General features: G+C 37.8%; 13 protein-coding genes. 6 read left to right on the forward strand and 7 right to left on the reverse strand.

The annotated features are described in order from the left end of the window. Window positions 1-12: 12 nt before the first annotated feature. The 5 genes from LC115_06090 to gltX form a co-directional block, all read right to left on the reverse strand. Complete coding sequence (locus tag LC115_06090; protein MCZ2356244.1) at window positions 13-672, reverse strand: heme exporter protein CcmB; 660 nt, start codon at window positions 670-672, stop codon at window positions 13-15. A gap of 13 nt (window positions 673-685) precedes the next feature. Continuing rightward, window positions 686-2,527: an asparagine synthase (glutamine-hydrolyzing) gene (gene asnB, locus LC115_06095; GenBank protein ID MCZ2356245.1), complete on the reverse strand. Its 1,842-nt coding sequence runs from the start codon at window positions 2,525-2,527 to the stop codon at window positions 686-688. 4 nt (window positions 2,528-2,531) lie between these two features. Next, a complete protein-coding gene (gene nadC / locus LC115_06100) occupies window positions 2,532-3,386 on the reverse strand; it encodes a carboxylating nicotinate-nucleotide diphosphorylase (protein MCZ2356246.1) in 855 nt (284 codons plus the stop codon). 74 nt (window positions 3,387-3,460) lie between these two features. Next, window positions 3,461-3,853 carry a DUF4783 domain-containing protein gene (locus LC115_06105; GenBank protein MCZ2356247.1) on the reverse strand — a complete coding sequence of 131 codons (393 nt, stop codon included), beginning with the start codon at window positions 3,851-3,853 and terminating at the stop codon, window positions 3,461-3,463. Between the two features lie 104 nt (window positions 3,854-3,957). After that, complete coding sequence (gene gltX / locus LC115_06110; GenBank protein ID MCZ2356248.1) at window positions 3,958-5,508, reverse strand: glutamate--tRNA ligase; 1,551 nt, start codon at window positions 5,506-5,508, stop codon at window positions 3,958-3,960. Window positions 5,509-5,754: 246 nt separating this feature from the next. Here gltX and LC115_06115 point away from each other — a divergent pair, with 246 nt between their 5' ends. The 3 genes from LC115_06115 (at window position 5,755) to LC115_06125 (ending at window position 8,106) form a co-directional block, all read left to right on the forward strand. Next, the gene (locus tag LC115_06115) at window positions 5,755-5,997 is read left to right on the forward strand and encodes an acyl carrier protein (protein MCZ2356249.1); all 243 of its coding nucleotides are present in this window, start codon (window positions 5,755-5,757) and stop codon (window positions 5,995-5,997) included. Between the two features lie 17 nt (window positions 5,998-6,014). After that, window positions 6,015-7,259 (forward strand): beta-ketoacyl-ACP synthase II, encoded by a 1,245-nt coding sequence (fabF, locus tag LC115_06120; GenBank protein MCZ2356250.1) that lies wholly within the window; start codon window positions 6,015-6,017, stop codon window positions 7,257-7,259. Window positions 7,260-7,359: 100 nt separating this feature from the next. Beyond that, window positions 7,360-8,106: a ribonuclease III gene (locus tag LC115_06125; protein ID MCZ2356251.1), complete on the forward strand. Its 747-nt coding sequence runs from the start codon at window positions 7,360-7,362 to the stop codon at window positions 8,104-8,106. A gap of 68 nt (window positions 8,107-8,174) precedes the next feature. On the opposite strand, the gene LC115_06130 is transcribed toward LC115_06125, so the two are convergent. Then, entirely contained in the window at window positions 8,175-8,405 is a 231-nt protein-coding gene (locus LC115_06130) for a ferredoxin (protein ID MCZ2356252.1), read from the reverse strand. After that, entirely contained in the window at window positions 8,402-9,643 is a 1,242-nt protein-coding gene (locus tag LC115_06135; GenBank protein ID MCZ2356253.1) for a U32 family peptidase, read from the reverse strand. Before LC115_06135 ends, LC115_06130 begins: the two co-directional genes overlap by 4 nt. Window positions 9,644-9,940: 297 nt before the next feature. Between LC115_06135 and LC115_06140 the strand changes: the two genes are divergently transcribed. From LC115_06140 to LC115_06150, 3 genes are all read left to right on the forward strand, one after another. Then, entirely contained in the window at window positions 9,941-10,975 is a 1,035-nt protein-coding gene (locus tag LC115_06140; GenBank protein ID MCZ2356254.1) for an OmpA family protein, read from the forward strand. A gap of 253 nt (window positions 10,976-11,228) precedes the next feature. Further along, the gene (mscL, locus tag LC115_06145) at window positions 11,229-11,645 is read left to right on the forward strand and encodes a large-conductance mechanosensitive channel protein MscL (protein MCZ2356255.1); all 417 of its coding nucleotides are present in this window, start codon (window positions 11,229-11,231) and stop codon (window positions 11,643-11,645) included. Between the two features lie 136 nt (window positions 11,646-11,781). Then, the gene (locus LC115_06150; GenBank protein ID MCZ2356256.1) at window positions 11,782-14,385 is read left to right on the forward strand and encodes a gliding motility-associated C-terminal domain-containing protein; all 2,604 of its coding nucleotides are present in this window, start codon (window positions 11,782-11,784) and stop codon (window positions 14,383-14,385) included. Window positions 14,386-14,405: the final 20 nt, after the last annotated feature.

Below are 14,405 nucleotides of genomic sequence, written 5' to 3' on the forward strand. Positions count from 1 at the left end.
ATAAATATAAAGCTAATCTACCCAAAGCAGCGGAAACAACAAAACCGATAGACTTGCAAAAACACCTGTGATTCCAATAAGAATCTGTATTTCAGAGGCTTGCCAATGCGCAATTCCTTCGATAGATTTTCGGGTTAAGCTAACATTATTGGCTAAAACGGGCAGTAAAATAGGGAAACTTAGCACCGCTAACAACGTTCCTTGTCGTGTGGCTTTGGCGGCTATTGCTGACAGTAAGGTGCTGCTAATAGCCACACACCAACTACCCGCCACAATGGCTAACCAAAACCATAACGGCTGCTCTATATCCGGGCCAGATAATACCCAAAATAAAAAAGTAGTTACCAAACTTAGAAAACCCAACAAAATGGCATTATAAATCATTTTGGCTATTATTACCGCCATAGGCGAAACTAAATTATACCAATATAACTGCTGTTCTGCTGGCTCTGCCAAAAAACTCTTTGCATTAGCATTAATACTCATAAAAACAATTACTAACCAAGTAATTAAGTTCCATGTAGCCGGTTGGATGCTATCCTGAACCTGCATAGCAACCATAAAGACCATGCACATTCCGTATAAAACAAGCCCATTAATAGCGTATCGCTGCCGCCACTCTACTAATATCTCTTTGCGTAATAAACTACCTATTTGTTGTGCTAACTTCATAGTAATAAAGTTATTATAGTTTTTCCTTTGCCCATTGATGTAAGATAAACAGGTTCCAGACTTGGTTAAATTTATTCAAATTTCCATGCTGAAATTGATGTAGCACTTCGGTAACTTTTGCTGCTTTTAGCCAACCATAACGATTTACAACTGCAGGTGAAAGAGTTTCTTCTAATAAACTGCGAAGTTCTTGGCGTAGAAATCTCCGTAACATATCCACAGGGAGCGCAAAACCATACTTAGGATGATTTAGCAAAGAATAAGGAACGTACTGATAAAGAACCTTTTTACTTAAATATTTGCTGATAGAACCACGTATTTTAAGTTTTGGGCTAATATTTAAAGCAACTTTAAGAACCTCTAAATCCAAAAAAGGAACCCTGCCTTCTAAGGAAAACTGCATAGTACACCGGTCGGCTTTAGTCAAGAGCAAGTCCGGAAGGTAATAATGAAGATCAAAAAAAGCCTGTTCTTCAGCAGCCGTTAGACTTCGGGCAAGTTGCCAATGCTCTTGTAAAGGTGAAAACGTTATAGAACTACAAAATAGTTCTTGAATCTCTTTTTGCCTAAATTGATAATTTTCTTGAGAAAATAAATTAGTTTTAAATCGCTTACTATCAATTTTTTCATCAAAAAAGCCAATAAATCTTCCAAAGTTTGGATTATACTTAGTAAGTAGCGGAAGTAGTGTCTTGATTCCGGCCCTGATAATCGGATTTTGCAATTTCTCTGCCCAGAGGTAAGACCCATAGCCCAGCATAATCTCATCTCCACCTTCGCCACTCAAAACAACCGAAACATACTTCCGAGCTAAGTGAGAAACTAAACGCATTGGAAACGTAGAAGTATCCCCAAAAGGCTCATCGTATGTATTTATGTACTCCGGAAAATGATCTAAAACCTCCCGAGAATCTAATATAAACTCATGATGCTCTGTACCAAGATGTTTAGCTATTTTTTGTGCATATTCGGATTCGTTGTGAATGGAATCTTTAAACCCAATAGTAAATGTATTGATTGTTTTTGAACTGACGGATTTAGCCAAAGAAGCGAGTAAGGTAGAATCTGTTCCGGCACTAAAAAAAACACCCACCGGAACATCGCTAATTAATTGCCGCTTAACAGCATTTTTTAACACTTCATGGTATTGATTTATAGCTACTTCCTCTTCTGTAATAACTGTTTTCTGAATAAAATCAGATAATTGGAAAAATGTATCCTGCTTGATTCCTGATGCTGAAATTTTCCAAAATTGCCCTTGTGGAAAACGTTGAATTTCTCGGTAAATAGTATTCCTCCCGGGAATAAACCCTAAATATAAAAAATTGGCAATGGATTCAAGATTAACATCTGAGGTATTAAAAACAGCTTTAATAGATTTAATTTCAGATGCAAAAAATAATTTTTTCTGATACGATGCCCAAAAGAGCGGCTTTATGCCAACGGGGTCGCGTGCCAACCATAAACATTTTTCGTGAGTGTCCCAAATAGCTAAGGCAAACATTCCGTTTAGCTGCGAAAAAAAAGAATGCCCAAAATGAGCAAAACCCTCTAAAATAACCTCTGTATCGGATTGAGTCCGTAATGGATAAGGAATTTTTGACGCAAGTTCTTGATAATTATAAACTTCACCATTATAAACTATCACAAACCGTTTATCTCTTGACCAAAAAGGCTGATTGGCACTTTCGGATAAGTCTATAATACTTAACCGTTTATGACCAAGTCCAACATTTAAGTCTGTATAAGTTCCTGTTGCGTCCGGCCCTCGGTGAGCTATCGGAGCAATCATTTTTTGAACTATTTCAAGGCTGGCATTTTCGGAAAAATCTACGTAACCCGCAATTCCACACATGGCCTTAAAAGGCTTTTAGGCTAATATCTAAACTTTTTACAGAATGGGTAAGTGCTCCCATAGAAATAAAATCAACGCCGGGAAGAGCTTTAGAAGCTAAGTTTTCTAAGGTAATATTACCGGAAACTTCTACTAAATAACGGCCATTTATTATCGAAACGGCTTCCGCTATCATGGTAGGCGGCATATTATCCAGTAAAATAATATCCATTCCGCCGGTTGCAATGGCTTCTTGAACTTCCGTTAGATTTCTACATTCGATTTCGATACGTAGTTTTTGTTGATTTTTTTGGCAAAACGTAACAGCTTGACGCAAAGCTGCAGCTATACCACCGGCATAGTCAATATGGTTATCTTTGATAAGTATCATATCATACAAGCCAAAACGGTGGTTTTCACCTCCGCCAATTACTACTGCCCATTTTTCTAAATGCCGGATAAGTGGTGTAGTTTTACGGGTATCTAATACTTTACACTTTGTACCTTTTAGTATTTGCACCGCAGTGGCAGCCATAGCAGCTATCCCGCTCATACGTTGTAAAGAATTGAGTACTAACCTCTCAGCAGATAGTATAGAGCGAGCAGAACCCGAGATTTCAAAGACAATATCACCGACTTTTACGGCTGAACCGTCTGAAATAATGGGTTTAAAGTGTAATGTGTTGTCTATTTTTCTGAACACCTGTTCGGCAAACTGGACACCTGCAATAACGCCGTTTTCTTTTATTAGGCAGCGAGCACGTCTCATACTTTCAAGCGGAATTGTAGCCAATGAAGTAACATCCCCCGCTCCAATGTCTTCTATTAATGCTTGATTAATAATACGTTCTATTTCTGGGTGGTGCAAAAAGTCAATCATACGTGGGGGCAAAGGTAAAAAAAAAACGGTCTCAGCTAACCCGCCAAGACCGCATACACACACAACACAATGTTTTACCTGTCCATTTCAAAGCGTATTTGCTCTATCAGAAATGAACCGCCATTACGTTTTAAAAAAATATTCGTATCATAATTGCCTCGCGCACTTTGATACGTACCTACGGCATAGTATGTGTCCCCTGAACTCCCTTTGTGTACAATAGCAAAGGAACGTACCGGGTTGTTGGCAAAAAAATCCCGTATTACAAACTGTGCCTGAGCCTTTGCATAATCTTGATCGGTTTTGCCTACCGTTATCTCAACGTTGTTGTTGAAATACGCCGATAAAGCTACTGCATCGCCCGTCCGGATACATTGTTCTATTTTATTAAAAACATCATCCTGAGCGTAGCTTGTTGAAAACAAGCTAAGTAGTAGAACCAACCAAGAAAAAGATGCGGCTCTCATAGGTTTATAATTCACGTTCATAAATCGTGCCAAAGTTTTAAAATTTGTGAAAAATGTGTGTATGCGATTGTTTTCTGACTTTCTAAGGGTAAAGTATCGTAAAATTACGTTTTTATTTGATTTGAAAAACCAACAGTTGGTAATGTGTTAAGTGTGTGTTGTAAATTTCTAAGGCAGGTATCTTTTCCCAATAATTCGGAAATCTCAAAGAGTGCAGGCCCCGAAGCACTCCCCGTAAGTGCTAAACGAAATATTTGTAATACCTTTCCTATTTGAACGCCCTGTTTTTCAGCTACTTCTTGCGCTACTTTGTGTAGCGTCTCGCTATGCCAGTCTGAAACATCTTTCCAAGCAGTGATTATATTTTCGATAAATAATCGGGATTCCGGATTCCATTTTTTGGAGATAACCTGAGCATCATAATTTTGTATGGGTTTGAAAAAATAATCCCCTATGGTTGCAAATTCAGGGATTTTGGTAACCCTTTCTTTGAGCAAGTTTAGAATTTTGATTAAGGTAAAGTCATCCGGTAGAGAATAATTATGTTCCAATAAAATAGGTTTTACATTTTGCAATAGATTTTCATCAGATAAAGCTCTTAAATAAGTTTGGTTAAACCAAGCGGCTTTGTGCTGGTCAAATTTAGTTCCGGATTTTCCTACGCGCTCTAATGAAAAAAGTTCAATTAGTTTTTCTTTACTCATAACTTCATGGTCATTACCGGGGTTCCAACCTAATAAAGCTAAGAAGTTAATAAAGGCTTCGGGAAGGTATCCGGCTTCTTTATATCCTGAAGATATTTCTCCGGTTTCTGGATCTTTCCATGTAAGCGGGAATACGGGAAATCCTAATCTATCGCCATCTCGTTTGCTTAGTTTCCCATTGCCGTCCGGCTTTAATAAAAGTGGTAAATGCGCAAACTTAGGCATTGTTTCTTCCCAACCAAAAGCGCGATACAGTAAAATGTGGAGTGGGGTAGAGGGCAACCATTCTTCCCCGCGTATTACGTGGGTGATGTGCATGAGGTGGTCATCTACCACATTGGCTAAGTGATAAGTAGGCATTCCGTCGCTTTTAAGTAGTACTTTATCGTCTATTTGTGAGCTATGAACAACTACCCAACCTCGAATTTCATCATGAAAACGAATTTCTTCTTTTCTGGGAACTTTCAGTCTGATAACGTAAGGTTCTTGATTTTCGATTCGTTGTTTTACTTCACCGGCGGGTAAGGTGAGACTGTTTTTCATAGAACTACGCACAACAGCATTGTATTGTGGAGATTTAACTCCGGCAGCTTCTAATTTTTGGCGCATAATTTCTAAATCAGCTTCTGTATCAAAAGCATAATAGGCAGTTCCATTGGTTACAAGTTGTTCTGCATATTGACGGTAAATAGCTTTCCGTTCACTTTGGCGGTAGGGAGCATCTGGGCCACCTAAATGCGGACCATAATCAAACTCAATACCGCACCAAGCCAAAGATTTAATAATATACTCTTCCGCACCGGGAACATAGCGGTTCTGGTCGGTGTCTTCTATCCGAAGTAAAAAATCCCCATGATGTTTTTTAGCAAATAAATAGTTAAATAAAGCAGTCCGAACACCGCCAATATGTAACGGCCCCGTAGGGCTGGGAGCAAAGCGTACTCTTACCATAAAAATAGATGCAAAATTAAGCCTTTGTAGGTATCTAAAAAAAAAATAGTCGAGCTTCAGCAAAATACCACAGAGAGTTATCGCATACTACTTAAATTATAGCAGTATTTAGGTAAATAGAAAAAAAATTGTAAGTTACTGATTTATAGTTTATTGTAAAAAAAATATAAATTTAATTAAAAAAAAATAGCGGTAAATTAGTTTACTATAAAAAATCTGTATTTTTGCGGCCGTAAAACTTTTTTTATGTCAGATATCGCAACACGCGTAAAGAACATTATCGTAGATAAATTAGGTGTAGATATTAAGGAAGTAACTCCTGAAGCAAGTTTCGCCAATGATTTAGGAGCAGACTCTTTAGACACAGTCGAGCTAATTATGGAATTTGAGAAGGAGTTCAATATCAGTATTCAGGACGAAGATGCTGAGAAGATAGCTACGGTAGGAGATGCGATTCGCTACTTAGAGGAGCATACCTCGGTAGCGTAACTACAGAGAAATCAGCGATGCGCAAACGTATCGTAGTTACTGGTTTAGGGGCGATTACGCCTCTTGGTAATGATGTACCAACATACTGGGACTCCCTATTAAAAGGTGTCAGTGGGGCAGCCACTATCCAGCGTTTTGATGCCAGCAAATTCAAAACAACATTTGCTTGTGAAGTAAAAGACTTTGACCCAACACTGTATATTGACAAAAAGGAAGCCCGAAGAATGGATCCCTTTTGTCAATATGCCCTTGCTGCGGCAGACCAAGCGGTAGTTGATTCCAAGATAAACTTTTCAGCTACAGACTTAAATAGGGTTGCCGTAGTAATGGGATCCGGAATAGGAGGGCTACAAACATTTTATGAAGAAGTTAAATCGTTTGTAGAAGGAAACGGAGTACCCCGTTTTAATCCGTTTTTCATCCCTAAGATGATTATAGACATTGTTCCGGGTCATATTTCCATTAAATACGGCTTAAAAGGCCCCAATTTTTCCAGCATTGCGGCTTGTGCTACTTCTACCAATTGTATTATAGATGGTTATTTGTTGATTCAATCTGGTTTAGCAGATGTAGTTTTAGCAGGTGGCTCTGAAGCTGCCGTAACGCAGCCCGGAATTGGTGGATTTAATGCGATGAAAGCTCTTTCTGAAAGAAATGATGATCCTAAAACGGCCAGCCGTCCATTTGATTTAGATAGAGATGGCTTTGTATTGGGCGAAGGCGGCGGTTGTCTTATTCTGGAAGATTTAGAATATGCTCTTTCACGTGGCGCAAATATCTATGCTGAATTAGTCGGAATCGGTATGACGGCTGATGCTTACCACATCACAGCACCAGCACCGGATGGAAACGGAGCATCTCGGGTTATGCAAACTACCTTAGATTATGCCAAGCTACCTTATACCGCTATTGATTACATCAACGTACACGGAACGTCCACACCACTTGGAGATATTGCAGAAACAAACTCCATAAAAGCTGTTTTTAAAGAACACGCTGCCGTTTTGAATATAAGTTCCACTAAATCAATGACTGGCCACTTGTTAGGTGCAGCAGGAGCTATTGAAGCGATAGCTACTATCTTAGCTGTTAAAAACGATATAGTGCCTCCCACAATCAATCATTTTACAGATGACCCTGAATGTGATTTGAATTATACATTTCATATTCCACAGCAAAGAACAGTGAACGCAGCTATCTCTAATACTTTCGGATTTGGAGGTCATAACGCTTCCTTATTATTCAAAAAGTTTATCGAATAGGTTGCTACATAAACGGTTACTAAACTTACTTCTTCCCAAAAGGAGGCGTATATCCATACAGATTTTTACTCTTTCTGGATATTGGCCAAATGATATTTTTTTGTACAAACTTTCGTTACGGCATCATTCGGCTGTTACTAAAACTGAAATCTCGGCAGCTTCTTGTAATGAGCGTCTTGAATACTTGGGAGATGCTGTTTTAAATCAGATTGTTGCAGAACATCTTTTTAAGCGGTATCCGTTAAAGGATGAAGGCTTTTTGACCGAAATGCGCTCAAAGATAGTAAACCGCGCTACGATGAACCAACTGGCAATATTAATTGGTCTTGACAAATTAGTAATTCACCAGCTATACAGAAAAAAAAATTTTGTAGGGAATCAAGTTATTTTTGGAAATGCCTTAGAAGCCTTTATTGGTGCGTTGTATTTAGATAGAGGTATGAAAGCTGCTACAAGATTTATACTAAACAGGTTGCTATCAAACTATTTAACGCTAAAAGAACTTGAAGCTATCTCAATCAACCCTAAAAACAAAATTATTGAGTTTGCTACAAAACAAAAACTTGGCAAAATTTCATATCAAGTTGTTGAAAATAAGTATGATATAAGACACCGTTTTAGTGTAACGGTTTTGCTGAATGATAAACCGGTTGCAACGGGAAATCATATCCGAAAAAAAGATGCTGAGCAGTTGGCCTCTGAAATAGCTCTCCATACATTGCAGCAGCAATTAACTGAAAAAAATATTACCGAAAATAACTCGGATAAGCCTACTGAACCTGTTATTGGAGAAACTCAAGAAATATTAGATTCCGAAACTATCCCAAATATTGAAGAATCTGAATAGATAACAAATTAAAAAACAGCAAGTTATTGGGATTTGTTTATTTCTGTTTGCAGAAAACCGGAGTAATTTTATTTTTGTTCTACTTTTATGATTCTGGCGGGGCAGCTATCCGCGATTTGCTGCGCTAATTCAAAGTCGTCTTCGTCGGTTTCTAAGTAAAAAAGTTCTCCTTTTTTTTCAATACCTCCTATCAAAACACTTTTTCCGTCTTTTTGGGAAATTCTCCAGCGTTTTGAGTTAAGTTCTACGCAGGCATTACAACCAATACATTTTTTTTTGTAATGGAAGATTTTAATCATACCGGGGTGATTTTATACAACTTATCGGATTTACGAACTTTTTCAGGTAAGGGAAATGAAACTAAATCGCCTTTGATAGCTTCTGTTCGTTGGGTGTTATCAATTCTAAGTTCTTGAATAGTAGTTTGAATGATGCCGGTTGTGGGGCCTGTGATTAGGATTTCATCTCCGGTAGCGAGTGTGCCGGTTTCTATTTTAAATTCGCCCACGCTGATTTTGTCAAAAAAATTCAGGGCTTTTCCCACATACGTTTTTTGTTGGGTAGCCTTAGAGCCGTGTGTGTTGCTCCATTCTCCCATTTTTTTTCCTAAATAATATCCGTCCCAAAAACCACGATTAAAAACGGTAGCTAACTGTTCTTTCCATTGGGTGATTTTTTCAAGAGAATAGGTTTTATCCAGAACGGCTTCAATTGCTTCGCGGTAGCATTTGGTTGTAGTGTAAACATATTCCGGAGAACGGGTTCTGCCCTCTATCTTTAAGACGGCAACTCCGGAAGCAATGACTTTATCCAAAAAGTCTATGGTACACAAATCTTTAGCTGACATAATATACTCATTATCAACTTCTAATTCAATACCATCTTGTTTATCTATGACTAAATAGTTTCTTCGGCAATTTTGAATGCAGGCACCACGATTTGCAGATGCAAAATGAGAATGTAGGCTTAGGTAGCATTTTCCGGAAATGGCCATACACAAAGCACCATGTGCAAATATTTCAACCTTAATCAGTTCCCCAGAAACTCCGGTGATTTTTTTTCGTTTGATATTTTTAATGATGAACTCTACCTGTTTGAGGGTTAGTTCCCTGGCCAAAACAATTGTATCTGCATATTCAGCATAAAACTCAACGGTATCTATATTGGTAACGTTTGCCTGAGTAGAGATATGAACAGGTAACTTGATTTTTTTACAATAATTTAGCAAAGCGAGGTCGCAGGCAATAACGGCATCAATCTGGGCATCTTTTGCATGGTTAGCTATTTTTTTCATCAAAGAAATATCATGGTCATACAAAATAGTGTTTAGGGTTAGATATGATTTAATATTGTGCTGCTTACAGGTTTCAGATATTTTTTCTAAATCATTTATAGTAAAGTTATTAATAGATTTTGCCCGCATATTTAGCTGCTCTATTCCAAAATAAACAGCGTCAGTTCCGGCTTGAATACCGGCTATTAATGACTCCCAAGAGCCAGCCGGAGAAAGTAGTAACGGTTTTGTAGATATTTCCATCAAATAAAATTTGAATTTAAAAAAGTAGTTGTAGTTTCCAATATAGGATAAAAAAGATAACGAAGTGGTAAATTTCTATTTTTTTATGTGCAAAATAAAAAGCAAAGACTATTGCAAGGGGTAAAGATAGCAAAAATAGGCTGAAGAAGTGCAGAACTACAACCACATTTTTGTCATGTATTAGAGATTATGAATAATAAGTTTATATAGAATTAACTATCTGATTTTCAATATTTTTTTTAAATTTTTCTGTTTATATTGAATATTTTTATTAGGTTTGTATGTTAAATAAATTTCATGAAAACCACCCAATACACTTTATTACTAACGTTTTTGGTGCTGTTCTTATTCCATAAACTAAATGCACAAACTGACAATGATTTAAAGCCATACAGTAATTTTGATTTTATTGCAGGAGAGCAAATCTTATTTGAAGACGATTTTAAGGATAGCCCAAACGGAGAATTTCCTCCACGTTGGAATCTATTAGGTGGCCAGGCAACTGTAAACAGGCTTAAAGATGATGTATCAATGGTATGTATAGAAGGATCTTTAGGTACCATCTGTGAGGTTGAGCCGGCAATGAAGAAAAACACAAAAAATTATCTCAAAAATGCATTTACGGTTGAGTTTGATTTTTTTTACAAAGACAATGATGGATATATAATGCTGTCTCTACGCGATAATACAGGAGACGTAAGGTCTATTTCATTTGAATCAACAGGAGAAATTAAAACGAATTATTTTGATAATCCATTCGTAGGTATTTATAAAGGAGATGTAGATAATTACACCGGAAAATGGCATCATGTGTCGGTTGCATACAAAAATCAGCAGATTAAATTATATATTGACCAATATCGGGTGTTGGTAATCCCAAAATGCGGATTTGACCCTGCATCTATTTCATTCGGCCTTGTTGAAAACACACGTATAAAAAATGTGAAAGTTGCCGAAGGTGGTGGAATGAATATGTTGGGAAAAATTCTGACAGATGGAAAATTTGTAACCCATGCTATTAAATTCGATGTTTCAAAAGCAACAATCAAAGGAGAAAGTATGGGTTTCCTAAATGAACTTGCCAAGTGGCTAAAAGAAAACACTACGATTAAACTCGAGATAGGCGGGCATACTGATAGCGACGGTGATGATACTTCCAATTTAAAACTTTCCCAACAACGCGCCGAAGCCGTAAAAAAAGTGCTGGTTTCACTTGGCGTTGAAGACTCAAGATTATCTCCCAAAGGCTATGGCGAAACCAAACCATTAAGCAGCAATAATACACCGGAAGGCAAGGCAGATAATCGTAGGGTCGAGTTTTTGAAAATCTAAAATAAAAATAAATACTTGCGCTTTAGAAAGCATAAAAGCAATGTTTCGTTGGTAAATCATTATTACAATCACGGGGCTTTCTGGTTTTTTTGAAAAGCAGGCGGTACACAAGTAATTCTAATCCCTGTTCTTTTTTTACCCATTTTTAGATATTTTTGCGTTTTGGAAAAGAGAGTAGATAACTTTCTCATTTATAGATTGTGAAATAATCGCTCTTTTTGGGATATATTTTTTTACTATAAATTAAAAGCAAATGAGTTTTATTAAAGAATTTAAGGAATTTGCCATGAAGGGAAACCTGATAGATATGGCAATAGCTTTTGTGATGGGAGGCGCTTTCGGAAAGTTAGTCAGTAGTTTTATTGACGGAATGGTTATGCCAATAGTGGGTAAAATAACTGCCGGAGTGGATTTTAAATCTCTTAAATACGTTTTAAGCGAAGAACAAAAAGATGCTGCCGGTAAGGTTATAGCCGCTGAAGCAGCCATAAAATACGGAGAATTTATCACCGTAATGATTGATTTTTTGTTGGTTGCTCTATTTATGTTTATGTTAATCAAGATGATGAACCGACTCAAGAAGAAAGAAGAGCCTAAACCTGAAGAAGCTCCAGAACTTACGCCCGACCAAAAACTCCTAACCGAAATACGCGACTTACTGCAAAAATAATACCCTACTATTGGGTTAAAGCCTACGCAACCTTACTATGGATACTTACGTAAAAAGTAGTGTATTTTCAGATTTTTAGGGTAAATTTGCACCCGAATTTAACATAAAAACCTGAATTAGGTTAGATAAACACTCAATGGTTTTTAAGCAAACTTTATTATCGTTAACACTTTTATTTCTAAGTGCTTATGCATTATTTGGAAAGCACCTAACCGGAGGTGAGATTACCTATAAATATTTAGGCACATCTTCCGGAAAGTGGCGATATGAGGTAAATATCGTTGTTTTTAGAGATTGTAATGAACAAGTTGCTTTTGATAAAGACATTACCTTGACGATATGGGAGAAGCAGGGAGCTTCACAATATAGTTTTTATGGCAGTTCCCTCATCAAATTAGGGCCAGTTGAAAACGTTCCAATTACCTCTTACAATCCCTGTGTTTCGCCTCCCGCTGGAATTTGTTATGAAAAAACTGTTTATACAAAAGAGATACAATTGCCGGTAAATCAGACAGGCTACGTTCTTTCTTGGGAGAGATGCTGCCGGAATAACACTATTGTTAATTTAGCAACTCCGGAGATGTACGGAATTACTTATTGGGCAACGATTCCTCCGCAGCCTAATTCTTCTCCTGTTTTTGAAAGTTTTCCGCCTACTTTTTTATGTTTGAATGATACTTTTGGTTTTAGCCATCGTGCTATAGATTCGGACGGAGACGTTATTGTTTATAGCTTAGAACGTCCGGTAACCGGTGCTTCAGATTCAGATCCGAAGCCGGATACATCCGGTTTTCCGCCGTTTACCCTGATACCGTATTCGGCTAATTTTTCGCAAGCGAACCCATTAGGTGGCACAGTCCCTTTAACAATAGACCCAAACACCGGCTACTTACGCGCCCAACCGGGTAGAGTTGGGCAATTCGTTTTTGTGGTAGTAGCCCAAGAATACCGAAATGGAGAACTTTTAAACGAACTAAGACGAGATTGGCAGGTTAATGTGGCCGTATGCCCAGCCAACACAGCTCCTTTTGTCAATACTACCGAAATCTCACCAGCACCCCAAAATGACACCCTATTGTTTCGAGAAGGCGTTCAAACTTGCTACACCATTCCGATAAGAGATAATGTCGGAGATTCTGTATTTGTGCAGGGAATAGGCGGAATTTTTGGAAATGACCAGCCCGTAGTGCTGCCCAATGCAACACTGCAAGGAGCCGGCGTGGCAAAGTATAATGCCACAATGTGTTGGAAACCAACCTGCGACCAAATCGGAAAAGTATTCCCGTTCTACATCCAAATGCAGGATAACTATAAATGCCCTACGCCAAATACCAACCAACAATATTTTTGGGCAACTGTGGTAACAGGACTTCCTGACCCTCCTAACTTGCGATGTATCAGTTATTTAAACCAAAATTCATTAACATTGTCTTGGATAATTCCGCCAATACCGGATGGTTTTGTGTCTTACAGAATTTACCGCAATGACGGTTCCGGCTGGGCACTTTATGATAGCATACCAAACGCCCAAATTACTACCTATACAGATATTAAAGCTTTTGGCTGCAATACTAAGCAGTATTACTATGCTTTAACTACGGTTCGATATTGTAATGAATTTTATGAAAGCCCCAAAAGCCGTTCTGTTTCAAATATCATTTTGCGTACCGCTAATGAAGTTACTGCTATCACAGCATATTTGGAATGGTCAGCTTATACAGCTTGGGATAACCCCACTTATGAAGTCGTTCTAAGCAACAACAGCGTAGCTTCTCAGCCTCAAGACACAACAGAACTCCTTTCCCTTTGTGAATATACCGGAAATATTCGGATTAGAGTGCGAGACCCGCTTTCAAATTGTTTCGCTTGGTCTGCGCCCTCCCGTTCGCTAAACCTACATAACATACCCCCAACCGGAATTTCTATCTGCCATGTTTCGGTACTCCCTAATAACAACGGAATTGAAATCCGATGGAATCCAATAACAGACCCTGATTTAAAAGAATTCCGAATATTGAGGCAAAAAGACCACTCTCAACCTTTTCAGGTTATTGAACAACTACTCGATGTATCCCGAACGAACTTTATTGACCAACATACTTTTGTAGATAAATATAGTTATAGCTATAAAATTCAAGCAGTTGATTCTTGTGATGAGGTCGTTACGAGCAACGTAGTAGCACCGATTTTATTATCAGGTAGCTCAAAGCCGTATGTAGCTAATTTAGAGTGGGATCGCGGAAAATTACCTTGGAATCCTCTGGAATGGCAGATATTTACAAACGCTACCTCAGAATCCAATAGTTTTATTTCACTCAAAACGCTTCCTGCAAGTGATTTTTATTACACAGATGATAACTTAGACCTTTCCAAAGGAAATTTCTTATACAGAATCATGACCTTAAATCCCAATACCGCTTGTGGAGATACTTCTTGGTCAAATACTGTTTCGGTATCATTTCCAACATTGGTTTATGTACCATCGGCATTTTCTCCCAATGGAGATGGAATTAATGATGTTTTTAAAATAGAGTCTTTATTTATTGAACGTTTTTCCATAAAGATTTTTAACCGGTTGGGAAATTTAGTTTTTGAATCAGAGATGCCGGACTTTTTATGGAATGGGCAAGCAAAAACGGGTGTTGATGCGCCAGAAAGTGTTTATGTGTATTATCTGGAATTAGTTGGTTTTGATAAAAAAGAAGTACGGCAAACCGGAACCATAACCTTAATTCGATAGTACACTAATATTGTGCAGTT

It is taken from the genome of Bacteroidia bacterium (assembly GCA_026932145.1).
GTDB lineage: Bacteria > Bacteroidota > Bacteroidia > J057 > JAIXKT01 > JAIXKT01.